17 protein-coding genes are annotated in these 13,781 nt (G+C 68.2%); 4 read left to right on the top strand and 13 right to left on the bottom strand.

The window, feature by feature from the left end; genetic code table 11:
• Positions 1–113 precede the first annotated feature (113 nt).
• Both leuA and ppk2 read left to right on the top strand, forming a co-directional pair.
• Positions 114–1,769: a 2-isopropylmalate synthase gene (leuA, locus tag BM145_RS03685; RefSeq protein WP_093331411.1), complete on the top strand. Its 1,656-nt coding sequence runs from the start codon at positions 114–116 to the stop codon at positions 1,767–1,769.
• Between the two features lie 11 nt (positions 1,770–1,780).
• Positions 1,781–2,524 carry a polyphosphate kinase 2 gene (gene ppk2 / locus BM145_RS03680; protein WP_093331408.1) on the top strand — a complete coding sequence of 248 codons (744 nt, stop codon included), beginning with the start codon at positions 1,781–1,783 and terminating at the stop codon, positions 2,522–2,524.
• A gap of 52 nt (positions 2,525–2,576) precedes the next feature.
• Here the strand turns inward: ppk2 and BM145_RS03675 are convergent, their stop codons facing one another.
• From BM145_RS03675 to BM145_RS03650, 6 genes are all read right to left on the bottom strand, one after another.
• Positions 2,577–2,942 carry a dihydroneopterin aldolase gene (locus BM145_RS03675; RefSeq protein WP_093331406.1) on the bottom strand — a complete coding sequence of 122 codons (366 nt, stop codon included), beginning with the start codon at positions 2,940–2,942 and terminating at the stop codon, positions 2,577–2,579.
• Positions 2,935–3,663 (bottom strand): SDR family NAD(P)-dependent oxidoreductase, encoded by a 729-nt coding sequence (locus BM145_RS03670; protein ID WP_093331403.1) that lies wholly within the window; start codon positions 3,661–3,663, stop codon positions 2,935–2,937. Before BM145_RS03670 ends, BM145_RS03675 begins: the two co-directional genes overlap by 8 nt.
• 10 nt (positions 3,664–3,673) lie before the next feature.
• Positions 3,674–4,276 (bottom strand): GTP cyclohydrolase I FolE, encoded by a 603-nt coding sequence (folE, locus tag BM145_RS03665; RefSeq protein WP_093331401.1) that lies wholly within the window; start codon positions 4,274–4,276, stop codon positions 3,674–3,676.
• Positions 4,273–5,112, bottom strand: coding sequence for an S-formylglutathione hydrolase (gene fghA, locus BM145_RS03660; protein ID WP_093331774.1), 840 nt, complete (start codon positions 5,110–5,112; stop codon positions 4,273–4,275). Before fghA ends, folE begins: the two co-directional genes overlap by 4 nt.
• A gap of 5 nt (positions 5,113–5,117) precedes the next feature.
• Positions 5,118–5,501: a VOC family protein gene (locus BM145_RS03655; protein WP_093331398.1), complete on the bottom strand. Its 384-nt coding sequence runs from the start codon at positions 5,499–5,501 to the stop codon at positions 5,118–5,120.
• Positions 5,502–5,608: 107 nt separating this feature from the next.
• Positions 5,609–6,721 carry an S-(hydroxymethyl)glutathione dehydrogenase/class III alcohol dehydrogenase gene (locus BM145_RS03650; protein WP_093331396.1) on the bottom strand — a complete coding sequence of 371 codons (1,113 nt, stop codon included), beginning with the start codon at positions 6,719–6,721 and terminating at the stop codon, positions 5,609–5,611.
• Between the two features lie 70 nt (positions 6,722–6,791).
• On the opposite strand from BM145_RS03650, the gene BM145_RS03645 reads away from it, so the two are divergent.
• Both BM145_RS03645 and BM145_RS03640 read left to right on the top strand, forming a co-directional pair.
• Positions 6,792–6,995, top strand: a complete 204-nt coding sequence (locus BM145_RS03645) for a hypervirulence associated TUDOR domain-containing protein (protein ID WP_093331393.1) — start codon at positions 6,792–6,794, stop codon at positions 6,993–6,995.
• 62 nt (positions 6,996–7,057) lie between these two features.
• Positions 7,058–7,363, top strand: coding sequence for an SWIB/MDM2 domain-containing protein (locus tag BM145_RS03640; RefSeq protein WP_093331391.1), 306 nt, complete (start codon positions 7,058–7,060; stop codon positions 7,361–7,363).
• A 211-nt stretch (positions 7,364–7,574) separates the two neighbouring features.
• Here the strand turns inward: BM145_RS03640 and guaA are convergent, their stop codons facing one another.
• The 7 genes from guaA to BM145_RS03605 form a co-directional block, all read right to left on the bottom strand.
• The gene (gene guaA, locus BM145_RS03635) at positions 7,575–9,128 is read right to left on the bottom strand and encodes a glutamine-hydrolyzing GMP synthase (RefSeq protein WP_093331388.1); all 1,554 of its coding nucleotides are present in this window, start codon (positions 9,126–9,128) and stop codon (positions 7,575–7,577) included.
• Positions 9,129–9,218: 90 nt separating this feature from the next.
• Positions 9,219–9,641: a 50S ribosomal protein L17 gene (gene rplQ / locus BM145_RS03630; RefSeq protein WP_093331386.1), complete on the bottom strand. Its 423-nt coding sequence runs from the start codon at positions 9,639–9,641 to the stop codon at positions 9,219–9,221.
• Positions 9,642–9,950: 309 nt separating this feature from the next.
• On the bottom strand, positions 9,951–11,015 hold the full coding sequence (locus BM145_RS03625) for a DNA-directed RNA polymerase subunit alpha (RefSeq protein ID WP_093331383.1): 1,065 nt from the start codon (positions 11,013–11,015) through the stop codon (positions 9,951–9,953).
• Positions 11,016–11,103: 88 nt separating this feature from the next.
• Complete coding sequence (gene rpsK / locus BM145_RS03620; protein ID WP_019516037.1) at positions 11,104–11,493, bottom strand: 30S ribosomal protein S11; 390 nt, start codon at positions 11,491–11,493, stop codon at positions 11,104–11,106.
• Positions 11,494–11,599: 106 nt separating this feature from the next.
• On the bottom strand, positions 11,600–11,968 hold the full coding sequence (rpsM, locus tag BM145_RS03615; RefSeq protein ID WP_093331380.1) for a 30S ribosomal protein S13: 369 nt from the start codon (positions 11,966–11,968) through the stop codon (positions 11,600–11,602).
• 157 nt (positions 11,969–12,125) lie between these two features.
• On the bottom strand, positions 12,126–12,365 hold the full coding sequence (locus BM145_RS03610) for a hypothetical protein (RefSeq protein WP_093331378.1): 240 nt from the start codon (positions 12,363–12,365) through the stop codon (positions 12,126–12,128).
• Positions 12,366–12,445: 80 nt separating this feature from the next.
• Positions 12,446–13,741 carry a sensor histidine kinase gene (locus BM145_RS03605; protein WP_245739043.1) on the bottom strand — a complete coding sequence of 432 codons (1,296 nt, stop codon included), beginning with the start codon at positions 13,739–13,741 and terminating at the stop codon, positions 12,446–12,448.
• Positions 13,742–13,781: the final 40 nt, after the last annotated feature.

Here is a 13,781-nt window from a genome sequence, read left to right as displayed (position 1 = left end):
GCAGAGCGTGGCAACGATGACCGACCACCGACTTATCCGCCCCTAGGGGCGCACGTTCGGCCCCGCGCTCCTGGGGGTATCACCCGGCCGTTCCCTGTTTTCGAGGACCGACCATGTTGCGCGACCCATCCGTCAAATACCGCCCGTTTACGCCCATCGCCCTGCCCGACCGGCAATGGCCCGGCCGCACGATCACGCGCGCCCCGCGCTGGCTCTCCACCGATCTGCGCGACGGCAACCAGGCGCTGATCGATCCGATGGACGCCGAGAAGAAGCGCCGCTTCTTCGACCTGCTCGTCCGCGTCGGTCTGAAGGAGATCGAGGTCGGCTTTCCCAGCGCCGGCGCGACCGAGTTCGACTTCATCGCCGGCCTGATCCGCGGCGGCCACGTTCCCGACGACGTGACGATCCAGGTGCTGACCCAGTCGCGTCGCGACCTGATCGAGACGAGCTTCGCCAGCCTCGACGGCGCGCGCGCGGCGATCGTCCACGTCTACAACGCCGTCTCCCCCGCCTGGCGCCGCATCGTCTTCGGCATGACCCGGCCGGAGATCAAGGCGATCGCCGTGGAGGGCGCCAAGATCCTCCGCGATGAGGCCGCCCGCCGCCCCGACACCGACTGGACCTTCCAGTACAGCCCGGAAACCTTCTCGACGGCGGAGGTCGACTTCTCCGTCGAGGTCTGCGCCGCCGTCATGGACGTGCTGCGCCCCACGCCCGAACACCCGATCATCCTCAACCTTCCCGCCACCGTCGAGTGCGCGACGCCCAACGTCTACGCCGACCAAGTCGAGCTGTTCTGCCGCATGCTGCCGGACCGCGACGCGGCGGTGATCTCGATCCACACCCACAACGATCGCGGCACCGGCGTCGCCGCCGCCGAACTCGGCCTGATGGCGGGCGCCGACCGGGTCGAGGGCTGCCTCCTCGGCAATGGCGAGCGCACCGGCAACTGCGACCTCGTCACCGTCGCGCTCAACCTCTACACGCAAGGCGTCGACCCCGACCTCGACCTGGCCGACATCGACGAGGTGGTGAACACGGTGCAATATTGCACCAACATCCCCGTCCATCCGCGCACGCCCTATGCCGGCGACCTCGTCTTCACCGCCTTCTCCGGCAGCCACCAGGACGCGATCAAGAAGGGCTTCGCCGCGCGCCAGGCGCAGAATGACGAGATGTGGGAGGTGCCCTATCTCCCCATCGATCCCGCCGATCTCGGCCGCAGCTACGAAGCGGTAATCCGCGTCAACTCGCAGTCGGGCAAGGGCGGCGTCGCCTGGGTGATCGAGCAGGATCGCGGCCTGAAGCTGCCCAAGCGCCTCCAGGCCGATTTCAGCGCCCACGTCCAGGCGCTTGCCGACGAGACCAGCCGCGAACTCGGCGCCGCCGATATCTGGGGCCGGTTCGAGGCGACCTACCTGCCCAGCCCCGACGATCGCTTCGTGCTGCGCGATTACGAGGAGACCGGCACGATCGGCGATCGCCTGTTCGTCGGCCGCGTCGCGGTGGATGGCGAAGAACGGTCGATCGCCGGCCGCGGCAACGGCCTGATCTCCGGCGTGATCGCCGCCCTCGGCGAGACCGGGTCCGCGCTCGACGTGATCGACTATAACGAGCACGCGATCGGCCACGGCGCCGACGCGCAGGCGGCCGCCTATGTCGAGTGCCGCACGGCCGACGGCCGCACGGTGTTCGGCGTCGGCCTCGACACCGACGTCGCCACCGCCTCGGTCCGCGCCGTGCTCAGCGCCGCGAACCGGGCATAGAAGGAGGTCCCATGGGCAAGAAGACCGACGACCTGCAACGTGCCCTGGTCGAGATGCAGCTCGCCGCCGCCCATTCCGGCGAGCGCACCGTGGTGATCTTCGAGGGCCGCGACACCGCAGGCAAGGACGGCGCGATCAAGCGGCTGACCGAGCATCTCTCCGTCCGCCTGACCCGCGTCGTCGCCCTGCCCAAACCGTCCGACCGCGAGCGGACGCAATGGTATTTCCAGCGCTACGTCCCCCACCTCCCCGCGGCGGGCGAGCTCGTAATCTTCAACCGCTCCTGGTACAACCGCGCCGGGGTGGAGGTGGTGATGGGCTTCTCCACCACCGCCGAGCAGGCCGAGTTCCTGCGCGACGCCCCCGATTTCGAGCGCATGCTGGTCGAGAGCGGCATCCGCCTGGTCAAGCTATGGCTCGACATCTCCAAGGACGAGCAGGCCCACCGGCTGGAGAAGCGGCGCAACGACCCGCTCAAGCAGCTCAAGGTCTCCGACCTCGACAAGGTCGCCGAAGCCAAGTGGGACGCCTACACCGCCGCCCGCGACACCATGCTGACGCGCACCCACACGCCGCTGGCGCCCTGGACCTGCATCCGCGCCGACGACAAGCACGAGGCGCGAACGGCGATCCTCCGCCACCTCCTCCACCGCACCGCCCCCGCCGACATCGCCCACGACGTGCCGCTGCCCGATCCGGACATCCTCTTCCCGTTCGAGGCGGAGGCGCTGAGCGACGGCCGGCTGGAACGCTGACGCCCCTACCCCGCATCTCCATCTCCGCTCCCGGGCGAAGGCCGGGGCCCTGTCAGGTTCGGGGTGACGAAGACGCCCGCACCACCTCGCACCCCACGCGCGCGTCCGGGTAGACGTCCAGCTTCATCGACCCGACCCGCACCTCGCGCACCCGCGGGTCGGAGAGGCACAGCGCCGCTACCGCGTCGCACAGGCTCTCCTGCAACGCGAAGCCCGGCCCCTCGGCCATCGCCAGCACGCCGGCGCGCACGAAATCGTAGTCGAGCACCTCCTCGATCCGGTCGCCCGACACCGGCGCCGGATAGGCAACCGTCATCCGCACCGACAATCGCACCCGCTGCGGCGCCGCCTCGTGCGGGTGGATGCCCAGCCGCATCGCCACGTCCAGCCGGTCGAGCACGATCGTGTACTCAGTCATCGAACATCACGTCGCGCGCGGCCTTCACGAACCGCTGTCCCGCGTCGACGAACACCGTCTGCCCGGTGACGCTCTCCGCCCCCAGCAGCCACGCCACCGCCGCCGCGACCCGCTCCGCCCCGACCGGATGCCGGAGCAGGTTGGCCGACGCTACGCCCGCGAATTGCTCCGCGGTCTGGTCGCCGCTCGGCAGCGTCAGTCCGGGCGCAACCGCGTTGACGCGGACCTGGGGAGCGTGCGCCTGTGCCATCAGCACCGTCGCCTCCGCCAGCGCCGCCTTGGACAAGGTGTAGGAGAAGAAGTCCGGGTTGGGATTGGCGAGCTTCTGATCGAGGATGTTGACCACCGCACCTTCCACCCCTTGCGCGGCCAGTGCCTGCGCCAGCAGCGTCGGCATCGTGCAGTTGACCGCGGTGAGCCGCGCCGCCAGCGCCGCATCCACCGCCCCGGGCCGGTCATACTCGAACAGGCTCGCCGAGTTGACCAGCCCCTCGATAGGCCCGCCCGCCACCTCCACCGCGCGCGCGAACAGGTCCGCCGCGGTCTCCACCGCGGCGAGATCGCCCTGCACCGTGCCGGCCGCGCCGACCTCGTCGGCCAGCGCGCGCGCCTCCTCGCGCGAGCGGCCATAGTGGATCACCACCGCGTGCCCGTCCGTCGCCAGCCGCCGCACGATCGCCGCGCCCAGCCGCTTCGCACCACCGGTGACCAGGATTCTCACAGGGACACCCTCACCCCTTGTTCATCCCCATCAGCGCCAGCACCTCGCGCCGGCTGCGCTCGTCGTCGCGGAACACGCCCATCATCCGGCTGGTCGTCATCGACACGCCGGGCGTCCGCACCCCGCGCGCGGTCATGCAGGCGTGCGTCGCCTCGATCACCACCGCGACGCCGACCGGGCGGAGATGGTCCCAGATACAGTCCGCCACCTCGGCGGTCAGCCGTTCCTGCACCTGCAACCGCCTGGCGAACCCGTGCAGCACCCGCGCCAGCTTGGAGATGCCGACGACGTGGTCCTTGGGCAGATAGGCGATGTGCGCGCGCCCGATGATCGGCGCCATGTGATGCTCGCAATGCGACTGGAACGGGATGTCGCGCAGCAGCACGATCTCGTCGTAGCCGCCGACCTCCTCGAACACGCGCGACAGGTGGCGGGCCGGGTCCTCGCCGTACCCCGCGCAATATTCCTTCCACGCGCGCGCCACCCGCTTAGGCGTGTCGAGCAATCCCTCACGCGCCGGATCGTCGCCGGCCCATTCGATCAGCGTCCGCACCGCCTCGGCGACGTGCGGCGGCACGGCGACCTTGCCGTCATCCTCCACCAGATCGCTCATGTCGTCCTCCAGAGCCGCTCGGCGTGGTAGGCGACGTGGTCGCCCATGAACGTCGAGACGAAATAATAGCTGTGGTCATATCCCGGATGCAGCCGGAGCGTCAGGTCGATCCCCGCCGCCTCGCACGCCTCGGCAAGCAGTTCGGGTCGCAGCTGTTCCGCCAGGAACTGGTCGTCCGCCCCCTGGTCGACCAGCAGCTCCGCCAGCCGGGCCCCGTCCTCGATCAGCGCCACCGCGTCGTGCCGCCGCCACGCGGCGCGATCGTCGCCCAGATAGCCGCCCAACGCCTTCTCGCCCCACGGCACCTGCGACGGCGCGACGATCGGCGCGAAGGCGGAGACGCTGCGATACCGATCGGGGTGGCGCAGCCCGATCGTCAGCGCCCCGTGCCCGCCCATCGAGTGGCCGGTGATCCCCTGCCGCGCCATGTCGGCGGGGAACTCCGCCGCGACCAGCGCCGGCAGCTCGTCGGTGACGTAGCTCCACATCCGGAAATGCGCGGCCCATGGCTCCGCCGTCGCGTCGACGTAGAAGCCCGCGCCCTGCCCGAAATCCCATGCTGGGTCGTCGGCCACGCCCTCGCCCCGCGGGCTCGTATCCGGCGCGACCAGGATCACCCGCCCGGCCGCGCACGCTGCGCGATACTCGCCCTTGTCAGTCACATTGGCGTGCGTGCACGTCAGCCCCGACAGATACCACAGCACCGGCAGCACCTCGCCCTCGTCATGCGCCGGCACGAAGACGGAGAAGGTCATGTCCGTGCCCGTCGCCGACGAGCGATGCCGGTACACGCCCTGGCATCCCCCGTGCGCGCGCGCGGTGGAGATCGTCTCCATCACCGTCAGCCCGGCATCCGGTGCAGCGCGCACAGCTTGTTGCCATCCGGATCGCGCAGATAGGCGAGGTAGAGGCTGCCCATGCCGCCCGTCCGCACGCCCGGCGTGTCCTCGATCGCGGTGCCGCCCGCCTCGGTGCCGGCCTTGTGCCATGCGTCCGCCTGCTCAGGGCCGGTCACCGCGAAACCGATCGTGCTGCCGTTGCCGGACGTCGCCGCCTCGCCGTCGATCGGCTTGGTCACCAGGAACACGCTGCCGCCGTGCAGGTAGACCAGCCGTCCCCGGTCGTCGAACCGCCCCGGCTTGCCGCCCAGCGCCGCGAACGTCGCGTCGTAGAAGCGCTTGGACCGATCCATGTCGTTCGACCCGACCATCATGTGACTGAACATCGTGGTTCCTTCTTCATCGTCATGCCGGGCTCGTGCCGGCATCCAGGGTTACGAACGTCACGCTGCTTGATCCCGGATGCCGGGACAAGCGCGGCATGACGATGGTGTCAGTAAATCACCACGCTGCGGATGCTCTCCCCCGCGTGCATAAGGTCGAACCCCTTGTTGATCTCCTCCAGCGTCAGCCGGTGGGTAATCATCGGGTCGATCTCGATCTTCCCCTCCATGTACCAGTCGACCACCTTGGGCGTGTCCGTCCGCCCCCGCGCGCCGCCGAACGCCGTCCCGCGCCAGTTCCTGCCCGTGACCAGCTGGAACGGCCGCGTCGCGATCTCCTTGCCCGCTTCCGCCACGCCGATCACGATCGACGTCCCCCAGCCGCGGTGGCACGCCTCCAGCGCGGTGCGCATCACCTCGGTGTTGCCCGTGCAGTCGAAGGTATAGTCCGCGCCGCCGTCGGTCATCGCCACGATGCGCTGCACCGTCTCGTCGCGGCTCATCCCCGTGGAGTTCAGGAACTTGGTCATCCCGAACCGCCGCCCCCACTCCTCGCGGTCGGGGTTGATGTCGACGCCGATGATCCGCCGCGCTCCCGCCAGCCTGGCACCCTGGATCACGTTCAGCCCGATTCCGCCCAGCCCGAACACGACCACGTTATCGCCCGGCTCCACCTTGGCGGTGTTGACCACCGCACCGACACCCGTCGTCACCCCGCAACCGATATAGCAGCTGGTGTCGAAGGGGGCGTCCTCGCGGATCTTCGCCACCGCGATCTCCGGCAGCACCGTGAAGTTGGAGAAGGTCGAGCAGCCCATGTAATGGAAGATCGGCTGCCCCTTGTAGCTGAACCGCGTCGTCCCATCGGGCATCAGCCCCTTGCCCTGGGTGCTGCGGATCGCGGTACACAGGTTAGTCTTCCGGCTGAGGCACGACTTACACTGCCGGCACTCGGGCGTGTAGAGCGGGATCACATGGTCCTCCACCGCGACCGAGGTCACGCCCGCCCCGACCTCGCGGACGATCCCCGCCCCCTCGTGCCCCAGCACGCTCGGGAACAGCCCCTCCGAATCGAGGCCGTCCAGCGTGTAGGCGTCGGTGTGGCAGATGCCCGTCGCCATGATCTCGACCAGCACCTCGCCGGCCTTCGGCCCTTCCAGGTCGAGCTCGACGATCTCGAGCGGCTTCTTCGCCTCGAACGCGACGGCGGCGCGGGTCTTCATGGAACACTCCCTTCAGGAAACTTCCTCGCCCTTGCCGCGCTTCACCCCCGACAATCAAGGAGATGGAACGATGGCGGATCCCAAGAAGGGCGACAAAGTCACCTGGAACTCGCACGGCGGCAAGGCTCACGGCACCGTTGAGAAGAAGGTGACGGCCGACACCAAGGTTTCGGGCCATCAGGTCCGCGCCTCCAAAGACGATCCGCAGTTCATCGTAAAGAGTGACAATGGTGGAAAGGCGGCGCACAAGGCGGGCGCGCTCCACAAGGCGTGAGTCCCCCAGGGCGACACGGTCGTCCTGCCGGGGGCGAAAAGGGACAACAGGAAGGATCACCCATGGCCACTGCGAAGCAGGAAGCCGGCGCCAAGAAGGCCGCCACCAAGCAGACCACCGCCGGCACGGGCATTCACGCCCCCGTCAAGCCCTCGGCCGATCTCGGCGCAATCGTCGGCAGCGACTCGCTGCCCCGCAGCGAAGTCATCAGCAAGGTCTGGGACTATATCAAGAAGAACGAACTCCAGAACCCGGAGAACAAGCGCGAGATCCTCGCCGATGACAAGCTGAAGAAGGTCTTCGGCAAGGACAAGGCGACGATGTTCGAGATGAACAAGTACATCTCGGCGCACCTCACCAAGGCCTGATTCTGTTCTTTTCCCTCTCCCAGCGGGAGAGGGAGGGGCCCGCCCGGCGCAGCCGGGTGGGAGGGTGAGGGCAGCGTAGTTCTCTCACGGCAAGTCCCGACGACGGTGGCCAGCCCAAGTTCGACTATGGGCCCCACGCCGAGTCCCAGCGGCGGCTACCGCCGGCGGGTGACGAAGCCGCGATCATCCCCCGGATGATCGCGAGTCTTCCTCACTCCCACTCGATCGTCCCCGGCGGCTTGGACGTGTAATCGTACGTCACCCGGTTCACCCCCCGCACCTCGTTAATGATCCGCGTCGTCACCCGCGACAGGAAATCGCCCGGAAACTGGAACGCCTGCGCCGTCATCCCGTCGACGGAGGTCACCGCCCGCAGCGCCAGCACCGAATCGTACGTCCGCGCGTCGCCCATCACGCCGACGGTGCGCACCGGCAGCAGCACCGCGAACGCCTGCCAGATCGCGTCATAGAGCCCCGCCAGCCGGATCTCCTCCAGGTAGATCGCGTCCGCCTTGCGCAGCACGTCGCACCGCTCCTTGGTCACCTCCCCCGGAATACGGATGGCGAGGCCCGGCCCCGGGAACGGATGCCGCCCCACGAACACGTCCGGCAGCCCGAGTTCGCGGCCGAGCGCGCGGACCTCGTCCTTGAACAGCTCGCGCAAGGGTTCGACCAGCTTCATGTTCATCCGCGCCGGCAGCCCGCCGACATTGTGATGGCTCTTGATCGTCACCGACGGTCCGCCGGTGAAGCTGACGCTCTCGATGACGTCCGGGTACAGCGTTCCCTGCGCCAGGAACTCCGCGCCGCCGATCTTCTTCGCCTCCGCCTCGAACACGTCGATGAAGGTCGCGCCGATGAACTTGCGCTTGGCCTCCGGGTCGCTGAGGCCCGCCAGCCCGTTCAGGAACAGCGTCTCCGCGTTCACGTGCACCAGCGGGATGTTGTAATGGCCGCGAAACAGCCCCACCACCTCGTCCGCCTCGCCCGACCGCATCAGCCCGTGGTCGACGAACACGCAGGTCAGCTGGTCGCCGATCGCCTCGTGGATCAGCACCGCCGCCACCGCCGAATCGACCCCGCCGGACAGGCCGCAGATCACGCGCCCGTTGCCCACCTGCGCCCTGATCTCGGCGATCTTGGCGGCGCGGAACTCCGCCATCGACCAGTCGCCGCTGAGCCCGCATACGTGGCGGGCGAAGTTGCAGATCAGCTTGGCCCCGTCCGGCGTGTGGACCACCTCCGGGTGGAACTGCATCGCGTAGATCGCCCTCGCATCGTCGGCGATGATCGCGAACGGGGCTCCCCGGCTCGACGCCACCGGGCGGAAACCGGGGGCGAGCTCCGCGACGTGGTCGCCATGGCTCATCCACACCTGATGGCGGCTGCCCTGCTCCCACAATCCGTCGAACAGCGCGCAGGTGTCGTCGACCTCGACGAACGCCTCGCCGAACTCCCCCGACACGCCCCGCTCGACGCGCCCGCCCAGCTGGTGCGTCAGCGCCTGCTGCCCGTAACAGATGCCCAGCATCGGCAGCCCGCTCTCCAGGATCTCCGCCGGGATGCGCGGACTGTCCTCGTCCACCACCGACGCCGGCCCGCCGGACAGGATGATCCCCTTCGGCCGCATCCGCGCGAACGCCTCGGCGGCGTGGTGGAACGGCGCGATCTCGCTGTACACCCCCGCCTCGCGCACCCGCCGCGCAATGAGCTGGGTAACCTGGCTGCCGAAATCGACGATGAGAATGGAATCTGGATGCTGCATGCCCGCGCGGATAGCCGGGCGTTCCGCACAACGAAAGAGGCCGCGCTTCCTCTCGGAAACGCGGCCTCCTCAAACCTCAAGCAAAGGCGATTACGCCGCCTCGTCGAAATCCTCGTCCGACTGGACCGGGCCGGAGTCCTGCCCCTTGGCGGAAACGTCGCGGTCGACGAACTCGATGATGGCCATCTCGGCGGCGTCCGACTGGCGCGGCCCCATCTTGATGATGCGCGTGTAACCGCCATTGCGGTCGGCGTAGCGGGTGCCGATCGTCTCGAACAGCTTCACGAGCTGCGCGTCGTCGAGCAGGCGGGCATGCGCCAGCCGCCGATTGGACAGGCCACCCTTCTTCGCCAGCGTCACCAACTTCTCGATATAGGGGCGCAGCTCCTTCGCCTTGGCGAGCGTGGTGGTGATCTGCTCGTGCTTGATGAGCGCAGCCGACATGTTGCGGAACAGGGCCAGACGGTGAGCCGAGGTACGCTGCAGCTTACGGCCGCCGACGCGATGACGCATGATTTCAGTCCTTCTTGGGTTCGTCCGGCCGCCGTGCGAGGTACGACCGGCCAGGCGGAAGGCCCGCCCGGAAGCCGGCGCTAAGACCCGAAACTCCCGCCATAGTCAAGCCCCGGCGTGACCGCCTGCACATCCCCGTTCGGGCACGCGCGCGCGATGGCAGGGTAGCGCGCGACGACATAAAGAAACCCCGCCGCTTGCGCGACGGGGTCGTCGGACGGGTCGAGGTTGCGGCGATGCCGCTCCCCCACCCGCCGGCCGGGCTGGCCACGTCTCCGACGCTGGCACTCGCCAGCGTCGGTGAGCGACTCACCCCATGATTTCCTGTTCGAGCTTCTTGGCCATTTCCTCGATGTTCTCGGGCGGCCAGCCGGGGATTTCCATGCCGAGGCGCAGGCCCATCGACGACAGCACTTCCTTGATCTCGTTCAGCGACTTGCGGCCGAAATTCGGGGTGCGGAGCATCTCCGCCTCCGTCTTGCCGACCAGGTCGCCGATATAGATGATGTTGTCGTTCTTCAGGCAGTTGGCCGAGCGCACCGACAATTCCAGCTCGTCGACCTTCTTCAGCAGGTAACGGTTGATCTGCTGCGTGTCGCCCTGGGGCTCCGCACCCGCCTGCGGCACCGCCGCCTGGCCGATCGGGGCCGAGCGGGAAACCGACGAGTCGTCGAAGTGCACAAACAGCGCCAACTGGTCCTGCAGGATGCGGCCGGCATAGCCCACCGCGTCCTCCGGCGTGACGGTGCCGTCGGTCTCGATCGACAGCGTCAGCTTGTCATAGTCCAGGTCCTGGCCGACGCGGGTCGGGTCGACCTTGTAGCTGACCTGGCGCACCGGCGAGTAGAGCGCGTCCACCGGGATCAGCCCGATCGGCGCGTCGGTCGGCCGGTTGGCGGTCGCGGGGACGTATCCCTTCCCGATGTCGGCGGTCAGCTCCATGTTGAAGGTCGCGCCCTCGTCCAGGTGGCAGATCACCAGGTCCTTGTTCATCACCTCGATGTCGCCCGACACCGCGATGTCGCCGGCCTTGACCTCGCCCGGGCCGGTCGCAGACAGCTGGAGCCGCTTGGGGCCTTCGCCCTGCATGCGGATCGCGATCTGCTTCACGTTGAGCACGATATCGGTCACGTCCTCGCGGACGCCCGCCAAAGACGAGAATTCGTGCAGCACGTTCTCGATCTTGATCGAGGTCACGGCCGCGCCCTGCAGCGAGGACAGCAGCACGCGGCGCAGCGCGTTGCCCAGCGTCAGGCCGAAGCCCCGCTCCAGCGGCTCGGCGACGAACGTCGCGCGGCGCTTGCCGTCGCCGCCCTTCTTCTCCAGGCCGCTCGGCTTCTTCAGTTCCTGCCAGTTCTTTGCATTGACAGCCACGGGGTTCCCCTGGGTTGGAGGCGACGTCCGGTCGTCGCCTCAATATGGAAAAGGAGCGCCGGCCCGTCGGCCGGCGAGCCTGGCAGAATCAGACGCGGCGGCGCTTGGAGGGACGTACGCCGTTGTGCGGGATCGACGTCACGTCCCGGATCGAGGTGATCTGGAAACCGACCGCCTGCAGCGCGCGCAGCGCGGATTCGCGGCCCGAGCCGGGGCCCTTGACCTCGACCTCGAGCGTGCGGACGCCGTGCTCGGCCGCCTTCTTGCCCGCGTCCTCTGCCGCGACCTGCGCCGCGTACGGGGTCGACTTGCGCGAGCCCTTGAAGCCCATCATGCCGGCCGACGACCAGCTGATCGCATTGCCCTGCGCGTCGGTGATGGTGATCATCGTGTTATTGAAGCTGGCGTTGACGTGGGCAACGCCCGCCGTGATGTTCTTGCGCTCGCGACGGCGAATGCGCTGAGGAGCCTGTGCCATTAAGTTAATCCTGACCTTTTAGTCCTGGTACGGAGGCCGGGAGGCAATCTGCCTCGAACCTGTCTCCGACGGAGAAGAAGTGAAAAACAGTCCCCCGGACTGTCTTTTACTTCTTCTTACCGGCAATCGGCTTGGCCTTGCCCTTGCGGGTGCGCGCATTGGTGTGCGTGCGCTGGCCGCGAACGGGAAGACCGCGACGGTGCCGAAGACCGCGATAGCAGGCCAGGTCCATCAAACGCTTGATGTTCATCGCCACGGTGCGCCGCAGATCGCCCTCGACCGAGTAATCGGCGTCGATCGTCTCGCGGATCTGGAGGACCTCCTGATCGGTCAGGTCCTGCACCCGACGCTCGGACGCGATGTTCAGCTTCTCGACGATCGCCTTGGCGTTGGCCGGGCCGATGCCATGAATATAGGTCAGCGCGATGACCACGCGCTTGTTCGTGGGAATGTTAACTCCCGCAATACGTGCCATGTTATGTGATCTCCTAGCTCCACGGTGCCCGGCATGGCCGCACGGTCACCATCTCGACGCGTTGGCCCTGAACGCAAGAACGCGGCGAGCGCCAACAAGCGCCGCCGGGAACCGGTGTTACGGGGTATTGGCCAGTTAGGACGCGCGAAACGTCAAGTCAAGCGATCGGTTCCGCCCGCGCCTTGGTCCGCAAACCCACCCAACGGCGCAGCGCGACGACGAACCATATCAACTCCACCGCGCCGAACGGCCATGCGCCCTGGAGAAAACCGTAGGCCGACCCCATCAGGCAGCCGAGCGCGAACAGAAAGGTCCAGAACGGCGCCCTATCCTCCAGCACGTAGCAGACGAGCATGAAGGTGACCGCGAAGAGACCAAAGGCAGTGAGCGCGTCCATTGGAGGTCTAGTGCCAGCGTCGATGACGATCGGCCAGCAAGAACTCAGGATCAGCTAAGGCATCATGGCCTCGTCTCGGATCAGCGCGGCAAGACGATGCCCGCGATCAAGCCCGGCGCGTTGTTGGCCAGTTCCACCCGGCCGCCATGCAGGTGCGCGACGGCCTCGATCAGCGCCATGCCGAGGCCGGCGCCAGGCTTGGTACGGGCTACGTCGAGGCGGCCGAAGCGACGCATCGCCTCGACGCGATCGGCCGCGGCGATGCCGGGACCGCGATCCTCGACGCGAATGGCGATGTCGGCGGGGGTGACGGTGAGCCGCAGCGTGACGACGCCACCGGCCGCGCCGTACTTCAGCGCGTTGTCGATCAGGTTGCCGACCGCCTGGCTTACCAGTTCGCGGTGGAGCGGCACCGGGGGCGGGCGCCCCTCCACCGCGACGAGGAAGCGGAGCCCCGAGTCCTCGACAAGGGGCTCGTAGAGGTCGGCAATCTCCTCGACCAGTTCGGCAGGCTCGACGGGGGTGAAGCGGGTGCGCGACACCGACTCGGCACGGCTGATCTCGATCACCATGGTCAACATGCGCATGACCAGGTCGGTCTCGACCAGCAAGCCGCCGAGCGCGGCGTCGCGCTGCGCGGAATCGGTGACCATCAGCGCCTGCTCGGTCTTGGTGCGCAGCCGCGCGAGGGGCGAGCGGAGGTCGTGCGCCAGACTGTCGGTGACGATGCGCAATTCGCCCATCAGCCGCTCCACCTTGCCGAGCATGGCGTTGAGCCGTGCGGCGAGACGGTCGAACGCGTCGGCTCGCCCGGCCAGCGTCGGCACGCGGCGCGACAAATCGCCCTCGCCCGCCGCCTCGATCACCCGCGCGATGCGGTCGAGCCGCGCACCGACGTATCGGGCGAGCACCAGGCCCGCGGCAATGCCGAGTGCGAGCGACAGGGTGACGGCGAGCGCCAGGGCGCGCTCGATCGCGTGCTGCTCCGCCTCGATCACGTCGAGGTTGCGGCCGACCAACAGCCACCGGTCGCCGATCGGGGTGAGGACGTAGCCGGTGTCGTGATCGGCCCAGCTTCCCTCCGCCGCAAGATGGGCGACGCGGAACGGGGTGGCAGTGATGGGCACGGCAACGCGGGGCGGCGCGTAGCCCAGGCGACGACGGCCAACGGCGTCGAGAATAGCGATGACCAGCGAGGGGTCGCCGGGCGGGCGATCGTCGACCGCGGCGGCGAGTTCGCGCAGACCTTCCTCGCGCCAGATGTCGAGCAGCGCGTCCGACTGCTCCACCATCTCGCGCCGGGTGGCGGCCAGCGCCACGTCACGCGTATGCTTCCAGACGAAGCCGACCAGCACCAGGTTGGAGACGAGCGCCAACAGGATCGCGAGCAGCGCGATGCGGGCGGTGACCGACAGG

It is taken from the genome of Sphingomonas rubra (assembly GCF_900115745.1).
In the GTDB taxonomy this organism is placed as follows: Bacteria; Pseudomonadota; Alphaproteobacteria; order Sphingomonadales; family Sphingomonadaceae; genus Sphingomonas; species Sphingomonas rubra.
This window is presented reverse-complemented; position numbering and strand designations above follow the sequence as displayed.